This window comes from Kluyvera sp. CRP, assembly GCF_019930565.1.
GTDB classification, from domain to species: Bacteria; Pseudomonadota; Gammaproteobacteria; order Enterobacterales; family Enterobacteriaceae; genus Kluyvera; species Kluyvera georgiana_A.
The window spans coordinates 367,385-383,854 of the sequence record NZ_CP082841.1; the positions used below are offsets into that span (position 1 = coordinate 367,385).

Sequence of the window (16,470 nt, forward strand, 5' to 3'; positions counted from 1 at the left end):
GCGTCTACGCCAGCCGCCCGATGGTCTGCGCGGCTAACTTCAATTTACCCACCATCGCGCGGGCAATCTCCTGAAAGCCCGCGCTGATGCGTCTATCATCAGCGACCAGCAGCCAAAAGCGCTCGGCCAACGGCAAGGCAAATTCCCACGCTTTCTTATCGATTGTTGCCTCCACACGGATGTCGACAGGCGCGTAGCGCAACATGCCCGATGCCGCCGGAGCGTAAGCCATCGGCAACATATCATAGACAGGCGCGAGCGCCATCGGGGCATCGGAGTAATAAAACGAGAGGTTACCCGCATGCATATCGCTGTTGGCGATAAGCCGACCAAACGCCCAAATTTTCTCAATTTGCTGATGGGCAACAGCATCTATAATGCCCTGCCCGGCAAGCCGATGCGTGACCACCGGCCAGATGCCTGGCGAAGATGCATACTCGCCTTGCAATGCCTCCAGGGAAACAATTTGCCGACGACCACGTATCCCGGTGCAGTCGAAGCGAATGCTTTCCAGAAAGACCTGTCCTCCCTCGCTGCAAATCGCCGTGGCTGAACTGGCGTCAATGTTGGCGGAAGAAAGCACGGCTAATGCGATGGACTCGGCAATCAAGAGATCGCTCCAGCGTTCAGAAACGGCGTTCCTTTCACGCGTGCTGAATTTCACCAGCACGTGCTGATTGCCCCATCTTGTTTCTGCAAAGCAGGCAAATTTAGGCTGCTCACCACCGGCTGAAGAGCCGATGACCTCACCTGCGAGCGCATCTTCCGCCAGTTGTTGATAGCGGTTGAGTTTTTCGGCCTGCGTAATTGCCGTCGCATCCGGCGCGGTCACCCAACGCTGGTAATTTTCCTCACCCACGATCCAGCCGCCCGCATTCTCACCCTGATACGCCCGCAGCGCATACAGGACTTCATCCTCTTGCCACAACCGGATGTCATCAGGCAGATGCGCATACCCAGCCACGGCCCTTCCCCAGGCTCGCCCAAGGAATCCCTGTGGCCGAAGATCGGTCAGATACCATGGCAGGCTGTCAAACCATTGCCATTCACCTGTATCAAGCGCAACCAGGCAACTCCCCTGAGGCCAACACGGATAAAGAACGCCAAACTTAGTGGCCTGCCCTTGTGCATTGACCTGCCAGAGGGGAAAGGCCGCAACGCCGCGAACAGGCCGAACAAGCGCGTAGCGCGTTGCACGGGCTTTACCAAACTGGATGACGTCCTGATGCGCGGAAACCAGACGAGAGAACGTTGCCTGACTAATGGCCAGCGATGATCTTAATTCAGCGGCGGAACTCGGCCCCTGTAGGAGCAAATCGGTTAATGCGCTCATAGATGAATAGATTAATGAATAGATACTTGAATGGATTTAAGGACACAGACCTTTGATTGTCAACACAAACAAAGAGAGAGCGAGAGGAAATATGAATAGATTATCGGAAGAGATTTGATATAACGCTGACATTACCCGGACCAGGCCTTGACGCACCTCGTCCGGGTCGATTTACTGCTTACTCCTGGTCGCCCAGCAGCACAGATTCCAGCGCGATTTTGATCATGTCGTTGAAGGTCGTCTGACGTTCAGCGGCAGTGGTCTGCTCGTGGGTACGGATGTGGTCGGACACGGTGCAGATGGTCAGCGCTTTCGCACCAAACTCAGCCGCAACGCCGTAGATACCCGCCGCTTCCATTTCCACGCCCAGTACGCCGTATTTTTCCATCACGTCGAACATTTCGCCGTCCGGAGAATAGAACAGGTCTGCGGAGAACAGGTTGCCTACGCGCGCGTCTACGCCCAGCGCTTTTGCCGCGTCAACCGCGTTACGGACCATGTCGAAGTCAGCGATAGCCGCGAAGTCATGATCTTTGAAACGAATACGGTTCACCTTGGAGTCGGTGCAAGCACCCATACCGATCACCACGTCACGCAGTTTGACGTCCATGCGCACAGCGCCACAGGAACCTACGCGAATGATTTTCTTCACGCCGAAATCGGTGATCAGCTCTTTGGTGTAGATGGAGCAGGACGGGATACCCATGCCGTGGCCCATCACGGAGATCTTACGGCCTTTGTAAGTACCGGTGAAACCTAACATGCCGCGAACATTGTTCACTTCACGGACATCTTCGAGGAAAGTCTCAGCAATGTGCTTCGCGCGCAGCGGGTCGCCCGGCATCAGCACGACATCAGCGAAATCGCCCATTTCAGCGTTAATATGTGGGGTAGCCATCGTAATATCCTTTATTTTATAAATAGACGAAGGGCGGGAAATCCTCCCGCCCAAATACTCACAGCATGTTTTTGCCGTATTCCATTGGCGACGTACCAAAGTAAGTCGCCAGCGTCTGACCAATATCCGCGAAGGTTTCGCGGTGGCCCAGCGAGCCCGGTTTTACTTTCGGGCCGTAGATCAGCACCGGAATGTGCTCACGGGTATGGTCAGTACCGGTCCAGCTCGGGTCGCAGCCGTGGTCAGCGGTCAGGATCAGAATGTCATCTTCCCCCACCAGCTCCATCAGCTCTGGCAGACGGCGGTCGAACAGTTCCAGGCCTGCGGCATAGCCCGCGATGTCGCGACGGTGGCCCCAGGACGAGTCGAAGTCGACGAAGTTGGTGAAGACAATGGTCTCATCGCCCGCTTCTTTCATCTCTTTGATGGTCGCGTCGAACAGCGCGTCCAGACCGGTGGCTTTCACTTTCTTAGTGATGCCACAGTTAGCGTAAATGTCCGCAATCTTACCGACGGAAACCACGTGGCCGTTTTTCTCGTCCACCAGTTTCTGCAACACGGTCGGCGCTGGCGGTTCAACGGCCAAGTCGTGACGGTTGCCGGTACGCTGGAAGTTACCCGCTTTGTCGCCGATAAACGGACGCGCGATAACGCGGCCAATGTTGTAGCCGCCTTCGGTCAGCTCTTCACGCGCGATTTCACACAGCTCGTAGAGTTTATCCAGGCCAAAGGTCTCTTCGTGACAGGCGATCTGGAACACGGAGTCAGCGGAGGTGTAGAAAATCGGCTTGCCGGTTTTCATATGCTCTTCGCCGAGCTGGTCCAGAATGACCGTACCGGAAGAGTGGCAGTTGCCGAGATAACCCGGCAGATTGGCACGCTTAACCAGTTTATCCAGCAGTTCTTGTGGGAAGCTGTTTTCGTGGTCGCTGAAATAGCCCCAGTCGAACAGTACCGGCACGCCGGCAATTTCCCAGTGGCCTGACGGCGTATCTTTACCGGAGGAGAGCTCATGCGCCCAGGCGTATGCGCCCACCACTTCCGCGTTGCCGTCCATTCCGGCAGCAATTTTACCCGTAGAGCCTTCATGGGCTTTCACCAGGCCCAGACGGGTCAGGTTAGGCAGCGTCAGCGGGCCTTTACGACCGTGGTCAGCCTCACCTTTGGCGCAGGCTTCGGCAATGTGGCCCATGGTATCCGCGCCAACGTCGCCAAAGCGGTCAGCGTCTTCCGTTGCACCAATCCCAAAGGAGTCCAGCACCATAATAAATGCACGTTTCATCTTGTTCTCCATACATCTTGCGCTGCAAAAAAGCGATCAGATCAGTATATCGCTATTCGGTAATACGACGATAGACTGTCGGTGTAATTTCTGGGGCTTTATCGTCCAGTTTAATTGCCGCTTTGACGGCTTTCGCCGCTTCCTGCCAGCTTGATTCATCTTTCGCATGAATCACCGCCAGCGGGCGCTGCCCGTCGATGCTGTCGCCCAGACGAGCCATGTCGGTAAAGCCAACGCTGTAGTCAATGGTGTCAGACGCCTGACGACGGCCGCCGCCCATAGAAACCACCGCCATACCCAGCGCGCGGGTGTCCATCGCGCTGACGAAACCTTCAGTATCAGCATAGACAGCTTTGCTCAGCATCGCCGTTGGCAGATATTTCGCATAGTTTTCAACGAAGTCGGTCGGGCCTTTCTGCGCCGCAACCATCCGGCCAAAGATCTCCGCTGCTTTACCGTTATCCAGTACCGCCTGCAGTTTGGCACGCGCTTCGGCGTCGTCTTTCGCCAGCTTGCCGGAGATCAGCATCTCCACGCACAGCGCCATCGTGACGTCGAACAGACGCGGGTTGCGATATTCACCTGTCAGGAACTGCACGGCCTCACGTACTTCCACCGCATTACCCGCACTGGAGGCCAGCACCTGATTCATGTCGGTCAGCAGCGCCGTGGTTTTGACGCCTGCGCCATTGGAAACGCCGACGATGGCTTCCGCCAGCGCAGCTGAGAGTTCGTAGGTCGGCATAAACGCACCGCTGCCGACTTTCACATCCATCACCAGCGCGTCCAGACCTTCCGCCAGTTTTTTGGCGAGGATGGAAGCGGTGATCAGCGGGATGGAGTCCACCGTCGCGGTAATGTCGCGGGTGGCGTAAAAACGTTTGTCCGCCGGTGCGAGCGAGCTGGTCTGCCCAATAATCGCCACACCCACGTCTTTAATAATTTCACGGAAACGGTTGTCGTCCGGGAAGATGTCGAAGCCCGGAATGGCTTCCAGTTTGTCGAGCGTGCCGCCGGTATGGCCGAGGCCGCGACCGGAGATCATCGGAACATAGCCGCCGCAGGCCGCTACCATCGGGCCAAGCATCAGCGAAGTGACGTCGCCGACGCCGCCGGTAGAGTGCTTGTCGACAATCGGGCCGTTGAGGTTGAGGCTCTTCCAGTCGAGGACGGTGCCTGAATCTCGCATCGCCATGGTCAGCGAGACACACTCCGGCATGCTCATATCATGGAAGAAAATGGTCATCGCCAGCGCGGCAATCTGCCCTTCAGAGATGGTGTTGTCGCGAATGCCGTTGATAAAGAAACGAATTTCTTCATCACTCAGCGCCAGGCCATCACGTTTTTTGCGAATAATTTCTTGAGCGAGAAACAAGGTACCCTCCTTTGGAGTTAATAGCGAGGCTGCGGGGATGCCCCCTCACCCTAGCCCTCTCCCCCGTGGGGAGAGGGAACCGTATGACATCGTTTGTCTGTCATGACGTTACCCGGTTTTCTCCCTCTCCCTTCCAGGGAGAGGGGCGGGGTGAGGGAACACCCGTCGAACATGCAAACTTAGTAGCTGCTTGCGCTCTTACCGTCGCCGTGGCCCAGCGCCTTCAGCAGGCTAGCCAGCAGAGAAGAAGCGCCGAAGCGGTAGTGACGGGAGTCGGCCCAGTCCGCGCCAAACAGTTCGTCCGCGATAGACAGGAACAGTTGCGCGTCTTCTGCGGTACGCACGCCGCCAGCAGGCTTAAAGCCCACGGTTTTCTGTACGCCCATATCACGGATCACTTCCATCATGATGCGTGCGCTTTCTGGGGTCGCGTTCACCGGCACTTTACCGGTAGAGGTTTTGATGAAATCAGCGCCGGCTTTGATAGAGATTTCAGACGCTTTACGAATCAGCGCTTCTTCTTTCAGTTCACCGGTTTCGATGATCACTTTCAGCAGCACGTTAGCCGCCGCACAGGCGTCTTTACAGGCTTTGACCAGATCAAAACCAACCTGCTCGTTCCCGGCGATCAGCGCGCGGTACGGGAAGACCACGTCAACTTCGTCAGCGCCATAGGCAATCGCCGCGCGGGTTTCCGCCAGAGCAATATCAATATCGTCATTGCCGTGCGGGAAGTTAGTCACGGTGGCAATACGGATGTCAGGCGTTCCCTGCTCTTTCAGCGTTTTACGCGCGATCGGGATGAAACGCGGATAGATGCAGACAGCGGCGGTGTTGCCCACTGGCGTTTTCGCCTGATGGCACAGGGCGATCACTTTCGCATCGGTGTCATCTTCGTTCAGGGTGGTTAAGTCCATCAGTTGCAGTGCACGCAGGCTGCTTGCCTTTAAATCAGTCATTTTGCTCTCCAACGGCGTATTGCCGTTTAAATCGTTACCTTGCGGGTCTGTGATTATTGTAACACCGCCCCGCGCTCACACTTCGACTTTCATCACACTTAGTGAAAACTTCGTACAAATTTGCATAACAACAACGAGATCTTAATCAAACTTTGCCACCAAAGATGGGCCATAAAGCACCACTTCAACGGCTCGGATCAAAAGATGCCTTCATCGTTTCTCATACACTTCGCGCATCGCTCGTCTGAGGAACTCAACATGTCCACTTCGCCAGAATCATCACTGCTGCAACACTGCCAGCAAATTGTGACAAGCTCCGTGTTATCCCCGGAACAAAAACGCCATTTCCTGGCATTAGAAGCCGAGAATGCCCTGCCCTATCCTGAGCTATCAGAGCAGGCGCAAGCCGCGCTGAGCGAGGGCGTTATCTGCGATATGTTCGAAGGACACGCCCCCTACAAACCGCGCTATGTCCTGCCGGACTACGAACGTTTTCTCGCCAACGGCTCCGCATGGCTGGAGCTGGAAGGTGCGCAGGATCTGGACGACGCTCTGTCGCTGCTGACCATCCTGTATCACCATGTTCCTTCTGTGACGGCGATGCCGGTGTATCTCGGCCATCTTGATGCGTTGCTGTCACCTTATGTTAGAATTCTAACACAAGATGAAATCGATGTTCGAATAAAACGTTTCTGGCGCTATCTCGATCGCACGCTGCCCGATGCCTTCACACACGTAAATATTGGCCCGCACGATACGCCGGTTACACGCGCCATTTTACGTGCTGACGCTGAATTAAAGCAGGTTGCGCCTAATCTAACCTTTATCTACGATCCGCAAATCACACCTGACGATCTGCTGTTACAGGTGGCACAAAATATTTGCGAGTGCAGTAAACCACATATCGCTAACGGCCCGGTGAATGATAAAATTTTCACAAAAGGCCAATATGGCATCGTGAGCTGTTACAACTCTCTGCCGATCGCCGGCGGCGGCAGCACCCTGGTTCGCATGAATCTGCAGCAGGTTGCCCAACGCAGCGACTCGATTGACGATTTCTTCAGCCGCGTCCTGCCACACTACTGCCAGCTGCAAATCGATATCATTGATGCCCGCTGCCGCTTCCTCTACGAGCAGTCTCACTTCTTTGAGAATAGCTTCCTGGTGAGCGAAGGGCTGATAAGCCCGGACCGTTTTGTACCGATGTTCGGGATCTACTCGCTGGCGGAAGCGGTCAACATCCTGTGTGAACGCAACAGCATTGCCGGGCGCTACGGTAAAGATGAGCAGGCCAATACGCTGGCTTATCGCATCAGCGCGGCGCTGGCCGAGTTCGTCGCCCAAACGCCGGTGCAGTACGGCTGGCAGCAGCGCGCGCTGCTACACGCACAGTCTGGCATCAGCTCCGACACCGGCACCACGCCAGGCGCGCGTCTGCCTTACGGCGATGAACCGGACCCGATTAGCCATCTGCTGGCCGTCGCACCGCACCATGCTTTCTACGCCGCGGGCATTAGCGACATTCTGACCCTCGATGAAACCGTGAAACGTAACCCGCAGGCGGTGATGCAACTGTGCCTTGGCGCGTTCAAGGCGGGGATGCGTGAATTCAGTGCTAACGTCAGCGGTAACGATCTGGTGCGCGTCACCGGCTATATGGTGCGCCTGTCCGATCTGGAAAAATACCGCGCGGAAGGCTCACGTACCAATACTACCTGGCTCGGTGAAGAAGCCGCGCGTAATACCCGTATTCTGGAACGTCAACCTCGTGTCGTGAGCCATGAACAGCAGATGCGCTTTAGTCAGTAAGATTATCCCGTTCTCCTGCGTCGACGGGCCGGGCAGCCGCCTGGCCCTGTTCCTGCAGGGCTGCAACCTACGCTGTAAGAACTGCCACAATCCGTGGACTATGGGGCGCTGCAACGATTGCGGCGAATGCGTGCCGCAGTGTCCGCATCAGGCGCTCAGCCTTGAGGCTGGTCGCGTAGTGTGGCAACCCGACGTCTGCCAGCAGTGCGATACCTGCCTGCACCTGTGCCCGCAGCAGGCAACGCCGATGGCGCAGTCGATGAGCGTTGAGCAGGTGATTGAGCACATCAGCAAGGTGGCGCCGTTTATTGAAGGCATTACCGTCAGCGGCGGCGAAGCCACCACTCAACTGCCGTTTGTCTGCGAGCTGTTCACTCGCCTGAAGGCCACGCCGGCGCTTAAGCATCTGACCTGTCTGGTCGACAGCAATGGTGAATTGCCCATCGGCGGCTGGAAAAAGCTGCGTCCGGTGTGTGACGGCGTGATGGTCGATTTAAAAGCCTGGGACAATGCCTGTCATCTCGCGCTGACCGGCAGAAGCAACGTGCGGATAAAGCAAAGCATTCAATGGCTGGCTGAACACGACATGCTGGCTGAACTGCGATTGTTAGTCATTCCCGACCAAACGGATTATCTACAGGAGGCGGAGGCGCTGAGCGGATTTATCGGCGGGCTGGGTGAGGTGACTATTCGTCTGAACGCTTTTCATGCACATGGCGTTTATGGTGAAGCCAGAACATGGCGTAGCGCCGGGCCTCAGGATATCGAAGCCTTAAGCCAGGCGCTACGTGCCGGAGGAATAACGCAAATTATCCCTCCGGCGCTGTACTTATAGGGCGAGGAACACGCCGGCAATGGTGGCGCTCATCAGGTTGGAGAGCGTCCCGGCGGCCACCGCCTTCAGGCCCAACTGGGCAATATCCTGACGGCGCTTCGGCGCCATGCTGCCCAGGCCGCCAATCAGAATGGCAATAGACGAGAGGTTAGCAAACCCACACAGCGCGAAAGAGATAATCGCTTTGGTGTGGTTTGAAATGACCTGTAGCCCTGCTGCCGCCACTTCTGCATCCGCCTTCAGGTATTCGCCGAAGTTCATGTAGGCCACAAATTCGTTAATCACCAGCTTCTGGCCGATAAACGAGCCTGCTACCGTCGCTTCACTCCACGGTACCCCAATAACCCACGCCAGCGGCGAGAACACCCAGCCCAGGATCAGCTGCAACGACAGTTCCGGGTAGTTGAACCAGCCGCCCACGCCAGAGAGGATACCGTTCAGCAACGCAATCAGCGCGATAAACGCCAGCAGCATTGCGCCCACGTTCAGCGCCAGCTGCATCCCGGATGCCGCGCCCGATGCCGCGGCGTCCAGCACGTTAGTTGGCGCATCCGGATCTTTCGAATTCTGCTCCAGCGTAGGGGAATCCTGCGGCGTTTCGGTTTCAGGAACCATAATCTTAGCGAACAGCAGGCCACCCGGCGCCGCCATAAACGATGCGGCAATCAGATATTCCAACGGCACGCCCATCTGCGCGTAACCCGCCAGCACGGAACCGGCTACTGATGCCAGACCGCCGCACATTACGGCAAACAGCTCAGAACGCGTCATCGTGGCAATGTACGGACGGACAACCAGCGGCGCTTCCGTCTGGCCAACGAAGATGTTCGCAGTCGCAGAAAGTGATTCGGTACGCGACGTTTTGAGCACCTTGCGCAGGCCGCCCCCGAGAATACGGATGACAAACTGCATAATGCCGAGGTAATACAAAACGGCAATCAGCGAGGAGAAGAAGACGATGACCGGCAGCACGCGCAGCGCAAAGACGAAACCACCGCCGCCAAAGACTTCAAACATCTTGTCGGAGACCAGACCGCCGAACAGGAAGCCGATCCCTTCGTTGCCGTAAGCGATAACGTTAGCCACGCCTTCCGACATCGCCAACAGCACCTTACGCCCGGCAGGCACATAGAGGATTAATGCACCGATGCCCACCTGCAAAAGCCAGGCTCCCAGCACGGTGCGAAGATTGATTGCTTTACGATTACTCGATAGAAGTAAGGCAATGGCGAGCAGCACCACCATGCCGATAAGTCCCATGAGGATTTGCATACAGAGTCCCTGTGTATTGAAAAATATAAAGATTACGGCAAACCAGCGAGGCCGATTATAACGTTCCGCAATTATATTTTTCGTTTAATGTCACAGGTTTTTCGCAATAGCGGAGAGTTAATACTCAATAACGAGACCTAAGTCACCCTACAAGCCCAAAAAGAGCGCACAGGTATTCTCGTAAAGGGTATGAGCTATCTGTTGCGGTGATTCCGGGCGCAGCGCACACAGATGCGTAAACACCTCGGCAATGCGCTCGGGACGATTAGGCTGCCCTTGATAGCCATTGAGCGGCATATCCGGCGCATCGGTTTCCAGCACCAGCGCCGAAAGCGGCAACCGGGCCATCACGTCACGCGTCTTACTGGCGCGCGGATACGAAATCGTGCCGCCGACGCCAATTTTATAGCCTAACTGCACAAACCGCTCAGCCTGTTGCAGACTACCGGAAAAACCATGCACCACCCCTGTTCTCGGCAGGTTGTGCCGCTTCAGATGCAGCGCCAACTTGTCGTGCGTGCGTCGCGAATGAAGGATTACCGGCAGATCGTAATGTTTGGCTAGCCGCAGCTGTGCGTCCAGCAGGTACTGCTGGCGTTCAAACTGCGGGTTTTCGCGGTAGAGATCGAGACCAATTTCTCCCACCGCAACCAATTTGGAGGGCTTACGGGAGAGTTCCACTTCCAGTTGTGCCAGGCTCTCATCGCTATGGCGTTCCACAACAATGGGATGCAGGCCAATCGCGGCATACAAAGAAGGAAAGCGTTCGGCTAACGCCAGCACACGAGTGAAATTGTCAGCCTCGGTTGCCGGGATCACTATCTTGCTAATACCGGCTGCCGCCGCGCGTTGAAGACTGGCCTCTTCATCGCCGGTAAACGGTGGAAAATCAAAATGGCAATGGGTATCAATGAAGCTGCTGTTCAAGCCAGATCCTCATTATTGAAGAGAGTGTCATTGATGGGCGACACGTCGGACATCGCCGCCGTAGGAATATCGTTTGCGACCGGTAGCGTAGGAATAGACCTCACGCCGGGTGAAATATGGCGCGCTAACGGCGGTTTTTCCGCCAACAGCTTCCCGATCGTCGCCAGAAAATAGCGACCGCACAAACGCCCTGTTTTGTAATCCTGCCGCAGGGCGGGAATACGGCTGCCAAGCGCCATACTCAGCAACGGTTTCGGCGGATAGATTTCAAAAATACGCAGATTACCCGGGGGATTCTCGATAAATTTCTGGATTTCGGAATAGCTGGTTTCATGGTGTTGCACCAGATTCAGCAGCGGCTGCAGGCTACTCTCCCCCAGCCAGCGTTCCATTCGTTTAAACCACTGCGGCGTATAGTACATCTGAGATGGCACGGTGCGGATCACCACCAGCGTCTTCGCCCCCTGCTTTGCTGCTTCGCGCACCGGGATCGCATCGCTCACGCCGCCATCAAAGTAACTAATCCCATCCAGCGCCACGCCGGGGCGATAGAAGCCCGGAATCGCGCTGGACGCCCGAATAATATCGAGCCAGTTATGCCGGGTGGGTGAAAAATAGCTCGGCGTATAGTCATCACTGCGACAGGCGCAGATATAAAAGGATTTTCCCCGTTCAAACAGGCGTTCGGCGGTGTCCATTGCCAGCGGCATTTGCCCAGCGGTTGAGCCGACCAGCCAATCCAGGTCAATAAGGTTGCCGCCGCGGACAAAACGAACCGGGTCGAAAAACTCCCGACGGGTGGTGTAACGCATGATGACTTTACGCCCGTATCCCGGTTGGTTACACAGATAGGCAGAAATATTCTGCGCCCCCGCCGAGCTGCCATAGTAGAGATCGAAGGGGTTGAACTGTGCCCGCATAAACTCATCAAGCACCCCTGCGGTGAAGATACCACGTTGCCCTCCCCCCTCGCAGACCAGCGCCATGCGACCAGGAGTGAAACGCCTCAGCGATAATGGCGCAATATTGCCAAGCGTGACGGGTATACGCTGCCCCACCTCTACCTACCTGTTTTTTAGTTCTCAGACTAACAAAGTAGCCTAAATTCGCGTCGGCTAAAACTAATAAAGCCAGTCCGCTGGACTGGCTTTGATTTCATGCTATTTCGTACGCGATGCTCTAGGGCCGTTTACGCCCGGTAAACAGGCTCACCAGGAAGATGATAATCCCCACAACAAACACGATTTTCGCTGCCCATGCAGCGGTACCTGCCAGTCCACCAAATCCTAATGCGGCGGCAATTAACGCGATAACCAGAAATATAATGCCCCAACGAAACATAAGCTTCTCCTTTACCATAGTTAATGTCGCCCGCTTGCTATGAGCGTCCAGGCCACCCATCGGCACTTTTTTTAGTGTGGTGCACATCTTGTCTCCTGCCAAATTTCAGGAGACAAGATGACCACTTATTACTGCACTTTCAGATCATTTTTGACGCTTTTCACACCTTCAACGGCTTTAGCGACACTTTCCGCACGCTCGCTTTGCGCCTGGGATTCCACGGTACCCGACAGCTGCACAACGCCGTCTGTCGTCTCAACTTTCACGTTACGTGAGGGTACGATGTCGTCAGCCAGCAGCTTGGCTTTCACTTCGCTGGTCGTTGCCGTATCACCGGCATAGCCTTTTATCGAGCTTTCTTTACTGTCGCGGACGTGGAGTTTGTCACTCACAGAAGCAACGCCCTCAACGGTTTTCGCCGCTGCGACAGCCGCTTCCGCCTGCGCCTGACTTTGTACAAAGCCGCTCAGGGTCACGACTTTTTTGTCTGTTTTCACAGAGATATCCGTGCTCTTAATACTCTCGTTGTCCAGCAGGGCGGCTTTAACTTTTGCCGTGATGGTGCTGTCATCCATAAAGTTACCCACTTTATTCCCTGCACTTTCAGCACTGGCCTGAGCCTTGTCCATCGTTGTCGTTTCTGCGTAGACGGAACCGGTAGCCACAGCAGAAGTCAGCATCACGGCAAGCAGCGTTTTAGACATCGTCAGTTTTTTCATCATCAAAATATTCCTGTATGTTTTGCCCGCAATTTGAGCATTTGCAACACGCAGGTTGCATTGCTGAATAGGGGACGAAGCCCCTGACCACGTATTTCACGACAGCCCCAATTCTCCGGGTCACAAATCACCGCGAAAACGCGCCCTTATCCAGTTATTAATATTGCGATGAAAATAAGTGTCAGCTTTAAGCACTTTACATGGCGTGACTAACAGAATTTAAAGCCGACACAGATGTCATCGCTTTGTTAAATATAGATCACAATTTTGAAAGCGCCCGCTTCGTTGGGCAAAAAACAGACAGTTAATGGAAAAAGGAGCGGAATTAAGAACTTTCCGTAACAGGCTAAAAAGGAAGGAAAAGTGTCAGGGTGCAGCGGCTGCCGCACCCTGAAGGGGGTTTTAGTGCTCGCGAGTTTTGCGGAACTCAACGTCAGGATAACGTTCCTGCGTCAGGTTCAGGTTTACCATGGTCGGGGCGATGTAGGTCAGATTATCGCCACCGTCCAGCGCCAGCTGAACTTCGTTTTTACGCTTGAACTCTTCGAATTTCTTCGCGTCTTTACCCTCTACCCAACGGGCGGTGGCGACGTTCACCGATTCGTAAATCGCTTCAACGTTGTATTCGCTTTTCAGACGCGCAACGACCACGTCGAACTGCAGTACACCCACGGCGCCCACGATCAGATCGTTGTTGGCAATCGGACGGAACACCTGCACCGCGCCCTCTTCCGACAGCTGTACCAGCCCTTTCAGCAGCTGTTTCTGCTTCAACGGATCCTTCAGACGGATACGACGGAACAGTTCCGGCGCGAAGTTCGGGATACCGGTGAACTTCATCATCTCGCCCTGAGTAAAGGTGTCGCCGATCTGGATGGTACCGTGGTTGTGCAGCCCGATGATGTCGCCCGGATAGGCTTCTTCAACGTGCGAACGGTCGCCCGCCATAAAGGTCAGCGCGTCGGAGATAACCACATCTTTACCGATACGCACCTGACGCAGCTTCATGCCTTTTTCATATTTCCCCGACACCACGCGCATAAACGCCACGCGGTCGCGGTGTTTCGGGTCCATGTTGGCCTGAATTTTAAACACGAAGCCGGAGAACTTCTCATCCTGCGCTTCCACCAGGCGGGTATCGGTTTTACGCGGCATCGGCGCTGGCGCCCATTCCACCAGACCGTCGAGCATATGGTCAACGCCGAAGTTGCCCAGCGCGGTACCGAAGAAGACCGGAGTAATTTCCCCTGCCAGGAACAGCTCTTTATCGAACTCGTTGGACGCACCCTGCACCAGTTCCAGCTCGTCACGCAACTGCTGGGCCAGCTCTTCACCTACCGCCGCGTCCAGCTCAGGGCTGTTCAGCCCTTTAACGATACGCACTTCCTGAATGGTGTGGCCTTTACCCGTCTGATACAGATAGGTTTCATCTTTATAGAGGTGGTAAACGCCTTTGAACAGCTTGCCGCAGCCAATCGGCCAGGTAATCGGCGCACAGCCGATTTTCAGCTCGCGCTCAACTTCATCCAGCACTTCCATCGGATCGCGGATATCACGGTCGAGTTTATTCATGAAGGTCAGGATCGGCGTATCACGCAGACGGGTGACTTCCATCAGCTTGCGGGTACGATCCTCTACGCCTTTCGCGGCGTCGATGACCATCAGGCAGCAGTCGACCGCTGTCAGCGTACGATAGGTATCCTCGGAGAAGTCTTCGTGCCCCGGGGTGTCCAGCAGGTTCACCAGGCTGTCACGGTATGGGAACTGCATTACCGACGTGGTAATCGAGATACCACGCTGCTTTTCCATCTCCATCCAGTCGGATTTCGCATGCTGGCTGGAACCACGGCCTTTTACCGTACCGGCGGTCTGAATGGCCTGTCCGAATAACAGCACCTTTTCAGTAATCGTCGTTTTACCGGCATCCGGGTGAGAAATAATGGCAAAAGTGCGGCGCTTGGCCACCTCTTGCAAATAAGGAGACAACGTCATAATTCAATCTTCTTAGTAAACGCGGCAACGCGCCGCGCATGTTGAATACGAAAAAATTGCGGCTATTTTACCCATCAAAGGGGGGCTGGCAATCACTGTTTACACAGGAGTCGCTCCAGTTCAGGCAATGAGGTTACCGTCCAGTCAGGCGTGATGCCTTCCGGCAGCGCGCGCTGGTGCGCATTCAGCCAGCAGGTTGCCCAGCCAGCGTTCATTCCACCGCGGATATCAGACTCGGCGGTATCGCCGACCATCAGCACGCGGGAAGGGTCCGGATGACCGGCTTGTTCAAGGGCGTAATCAAAGATCTGGCGATCCGGTTTGGCGACGCCGACTTCTTCAGAAATGATCAGCAAATCAAAGTGATTGCTAAAGCCAGTACGCTCAAGACGCGTTTGCTGTAATGAGGTAAAACCGTTTGTGATAATCCCCATTTTCACTTTGCCTTTCAGAGCGTTCAGCAGTGACTCCGCCCCCGGCAAGGGCGCACAAATCTCGGCCATCGCGTTCATAAAGGCATCGTTCAGATCGCCCGGATGAACGTTCAGACGTTCCGCCCAGCCGGTAAAGCGCTGATGTTGAAGCTGGAGAGAAGTGATCGTGCCGTTCTGGTAATCGACCCACAGCGGCTTATTCACCGCCTGATAGTCCTGGAAATCTTCCGCGGTAAAGGTCACGCTATAGTCGAGAAACATCCGCTGTAAGCCGCTAAACGAGTCAAACGTAAACAGCGTCTCGTCGGCATCGAAGAAAATCCAGTCCCACTTCATCATCTTTTCACCTTGTCTTACATACTGATGGGCAGCGCCATAATAATGGCATCCTCGCGGCCTTCTGCCGTGGGATAATAGTTGCGACGGATCGTCGCCTCGTTAAAGCCTAAACTTTCATACAGGGCAATAGCGGCATGATTTGACGCGCGGACTTCCAGCCATAGCGTGACCACGCCCTGGGCTTCTAACGCATCAATGAGATGTTCAAGCAGCTCGCGCCCTAGCCCACGGCGCTGATATGCCGGGTCGACGGCAATATTGAACAGCGTCGCTTCATCCAGCACCACCTGCGTGATCGCAAAGGCGGCCATTTCACCGTCGACCGACAGCTGCAGGTTCAGATAGCGCTCTCCCTGATTACTGGCGAAGGTTGTTTCACTCCAGGGAAACGCATGAGCGCGCGTTTCAATCGCGAAGGCGCGGGGTAAATCAGTCGTGCTGAGGGTAGAAATCGTGTTCATGGGCGCAAATTTGTTGCCAAAGCGCGGCGCGCGCGGGCGCGCTGGCTTGCAGTTCATTAAACGGCGGCGTCGAAATCACCGCCCCTTCCAGCGTGACGGGCTCATCATTACCTAGCCGCCAGCAGTGGCAGCGGCTCTCCTGCGGCAGCATCGCGACGCGATCGGGCGTCAGCGGTAAAACCTGGTCCGGCGTCAGACGCAGAGCGCGCAGAATATCGCCCATCAGCGGTTCCGTCAGCGCGGGCAGATCCTCGCCGACAATGACTAAGCGAACGTGCTGTGGAAGCGTAATCGCAATTTCACCCTGCAGCGCCCCAGGGCGACGCAGTGACCATTGGGTAATACCCAACTGTTGTAATTGCCAGTCTCGCCGGGATGTCATGTGCAACGCTCCTGTCTATCAAGGGCGCAAATATAGCAAATTCATCGAAACTGCGCCAATTACACTCTATATACACAAAATCATTCGAGTTGCATCGAGGCGGCAAGCGAAT

The 16,470-nt window shown here is 55.3% G+C and carries 16 protein-coding genes; 2 read left to right on the forward strand and 14 right to left on the reverse strand.

Translation table 11 applies throughout. From position 1 onward, the window contains the following. Positions 1–4 precede the first annotated feature (4 nt). From yjjJ to deoC, 5 genes are all read right to left on the reverse strand, one after another. Positions 5–1,333: a type II toxin-antitoxin system HipA family toxin YjjJ gene (yjjJ, locus tag K7B04_RS01675; RefSeq protein ID WP_223803369.1), complete on the reverse strand. Its 1,329-nt coding sequence runs from the start codon at positions 1,331–1,333 to the stop codon at positions 5–7. Positions 1,334–1,511: 178 nt separating this feature from the next. Continuing rightward, positions 1,512–2,231 carry a purine-nucleoside phosphorylase gene (gene deoD / locus K7B04_RS01680; RefSeq protein ID WP_000224865.1) on the reverse strand — a complete coding sequence of 240 codons (720 nt, stop codon included), beginning with the start codon at positions 2,229–2,231 and terminating at the stop codon, positions 1,512–1,514. 58 nt (positions 2,232–2,289) lie between these two features. Then, positions 2,290–3,513 (reverse strand): phosphopentomutase, encoded by a 1,224-nt coding sequence (deoB, locus tag K7B04_RS01685; protein ID WP_163449615.1) that lies wholly within the window; start codon positions 3,511–3,513, stop codon positions 2,290–2,292. A gap of 52 nt (positions 3,514–3,565) precedes the next feature. Beyond that, the gene (gene deoA, locus K7B04_RS01690) at positions 3,566–4,888 is read right to left on the reverse strand and encodes a thymidine phosphorylase (RefSeq protein ID WP_223803370.1); all 1,323 of its coding nucleotides are present in this window, start codon (positions 4,886–4,888) and stop codon (positions 3,566–3,568) included. Between the two features lie 179 nt (positions 4,889–5,067). After that, positions 5,068–5,847, reverse strand: coding sequence for a deoxyribose-phosphate aldolase (gene deoC, locus K7B04_RS01695; RefSeq protein WP_064547166.1), 780 nt, complete (start codon positions 5,845–5,847; stop codon positions 5,068–5,070). A gap of 258 nt (positions 5,848–6,105) precedes the next feature. On the opposite strand from deoC, the gene K7B04_RS01700 reads away from it, so the two are divergent. Further along, a complete protein-coding gene (locus K7B04_RS01700; protein ID WP_223803371.1) occupies positions 6,106–7,656 on the forward strand; it encodes a YjjI family glycine radical enzyme in 1,551 nt (516 codons plus the stop codon). After that, entirely contained in the window at positions 7,628–8,491 is an 864-nt protein-coding gene (locus tag K7B04_RS01705) for a YjjW family glycine radical enzyme activase (protein ID WP_223803372.1), read from the forward strand. The genes K7B04_RS01700 and K7B04_RS01705 overlap by 29 nt, the downstream gene beginning before the upstream one ends. Here the strand turns inward: K7B04_RS01705 and K7B04_RS01710 are convergent. From K7B04_RS01710 to K7B04_RS01750, 9 genes are all read right to left on the reverse strand, one after another. Next, positions 8,486–9,763 carry a NupC/NupG family nucleoside CNT transporter gene (locus K7B04_RS01710; RefSeq protein WP_163448808.1) on the reverse strand — a complete coding sequence of 426 codons (1,278 nt, stop codon included), beginning with the start codon at positions 9,761–9,763 and terminating at the stop codon, positions 8,486–8,488. The genes K7B04_RS01705 and K7B04_RS01710 overlap by 6 nt on opposite strands. A 147-nt stretch (positions 9,764–9,910) precedes the next feature. Next, positions 9,911–10,690, reverse strand: a complete 780-nt coding sequence (locus tag K7B04_RS01715) for a metal-dependent hydrolase (RefSeq protein WP_223803373.1) — start codon at positions 10,688–10,690, stop codon at positions 9,911–9,913. Further along, the gene (locus K7B04_RS01720; RefSeq protein WP_223803374.1) at positions 10,687–11,748 is read right to left on the reverse strand and encodes a patatin family protein; all 1,062 of its coding nucleotides are present in this window, start codon (positions 11,746–11,748) and stop codon (positions 10,687–10,689) included. The genes K7B04_RS01715 and K7B04_RS01720 overlap by 4 nt, the downstream gene beginning before the upstream one ends. A gap of 121 nt (positions 11,749–11,869) precedes the next feature. Further along, entirely contained in the window at positions 11,870–12,031 is a 162-nt protein-coding gene (locus tag K7B04_RS01725; protein ID WP_064547200.1) for a DUF1328 domain-containing protein, read from the reverse strand. A gap of 128 nt (positions 12,032–12,159) precedes the next feature. Then, the gene (gene osmY, locus K7B04_RS01730; RefSeq protein WP_167576941.1) at positions 12,160–12,756 is read right to left on the reverse strand and encodes a molecular chaperone OsmY; all 597 of its coding nucleotides are present in this window, start codon (positions 12,754–12,756) and stop codon (positions 12,160–12,162) included. Between the two features lie 396 nt (positions 12,757–13,152). Next, positions 13,153–14,742 carry a peptide chain release factor 3 gene (prfC, locus tag K7B04_RS01735; protein WP_163448812.1) on the reverse strand — a complete coding sequence of 530 codons (1,590 nt, stop codon included), beginning with the start codon at positions 14,740–14,742 and terminating at the stop codon, positions 13,153–13,155. Positions 14,743–14,834: 92 nt separating this feature from the next. Beyond that, a complete protein-coding gene (yjjG, locus tag K7B04_RS01740) occupies positions 14,835–15,512 on the reverse strand; it encodes a pyrimidine 5'-nucleotidase (RefSeq protein WP_163448862.1) in 678 nt (225 codons plus the stop codon). Positions 15,513–15,529: 17 nt separating this feature from the next. Next, positions 15,530–15,976: a ribosomal protein S18-alanine N-acetyltransferase gene (gene rimI / locus K7B04_RS01745; protein ID WP_167576942.1), complete on the reverse strand. Its 447-nt coding sequence runs from the start codon at positions 15,974–15,976 to the stop codon at positions 15,530–15,532. Then, complete coding sequence (locus K7B04_RS01750) at positions 15,945–16,358, reverse strand: DNA polymerase III subunit psi (RefSeq protein WP_167576944.1); 414 nt, start codon at positions 16,356–16,358, stop codon at positions 15,945–15,947. Before K7B04_RS01750 ends, rimI begins: the two co-directional genes overlap by 32 nt. Positions 16,359–16,470 lie beyond the last annotated feature (112 nt).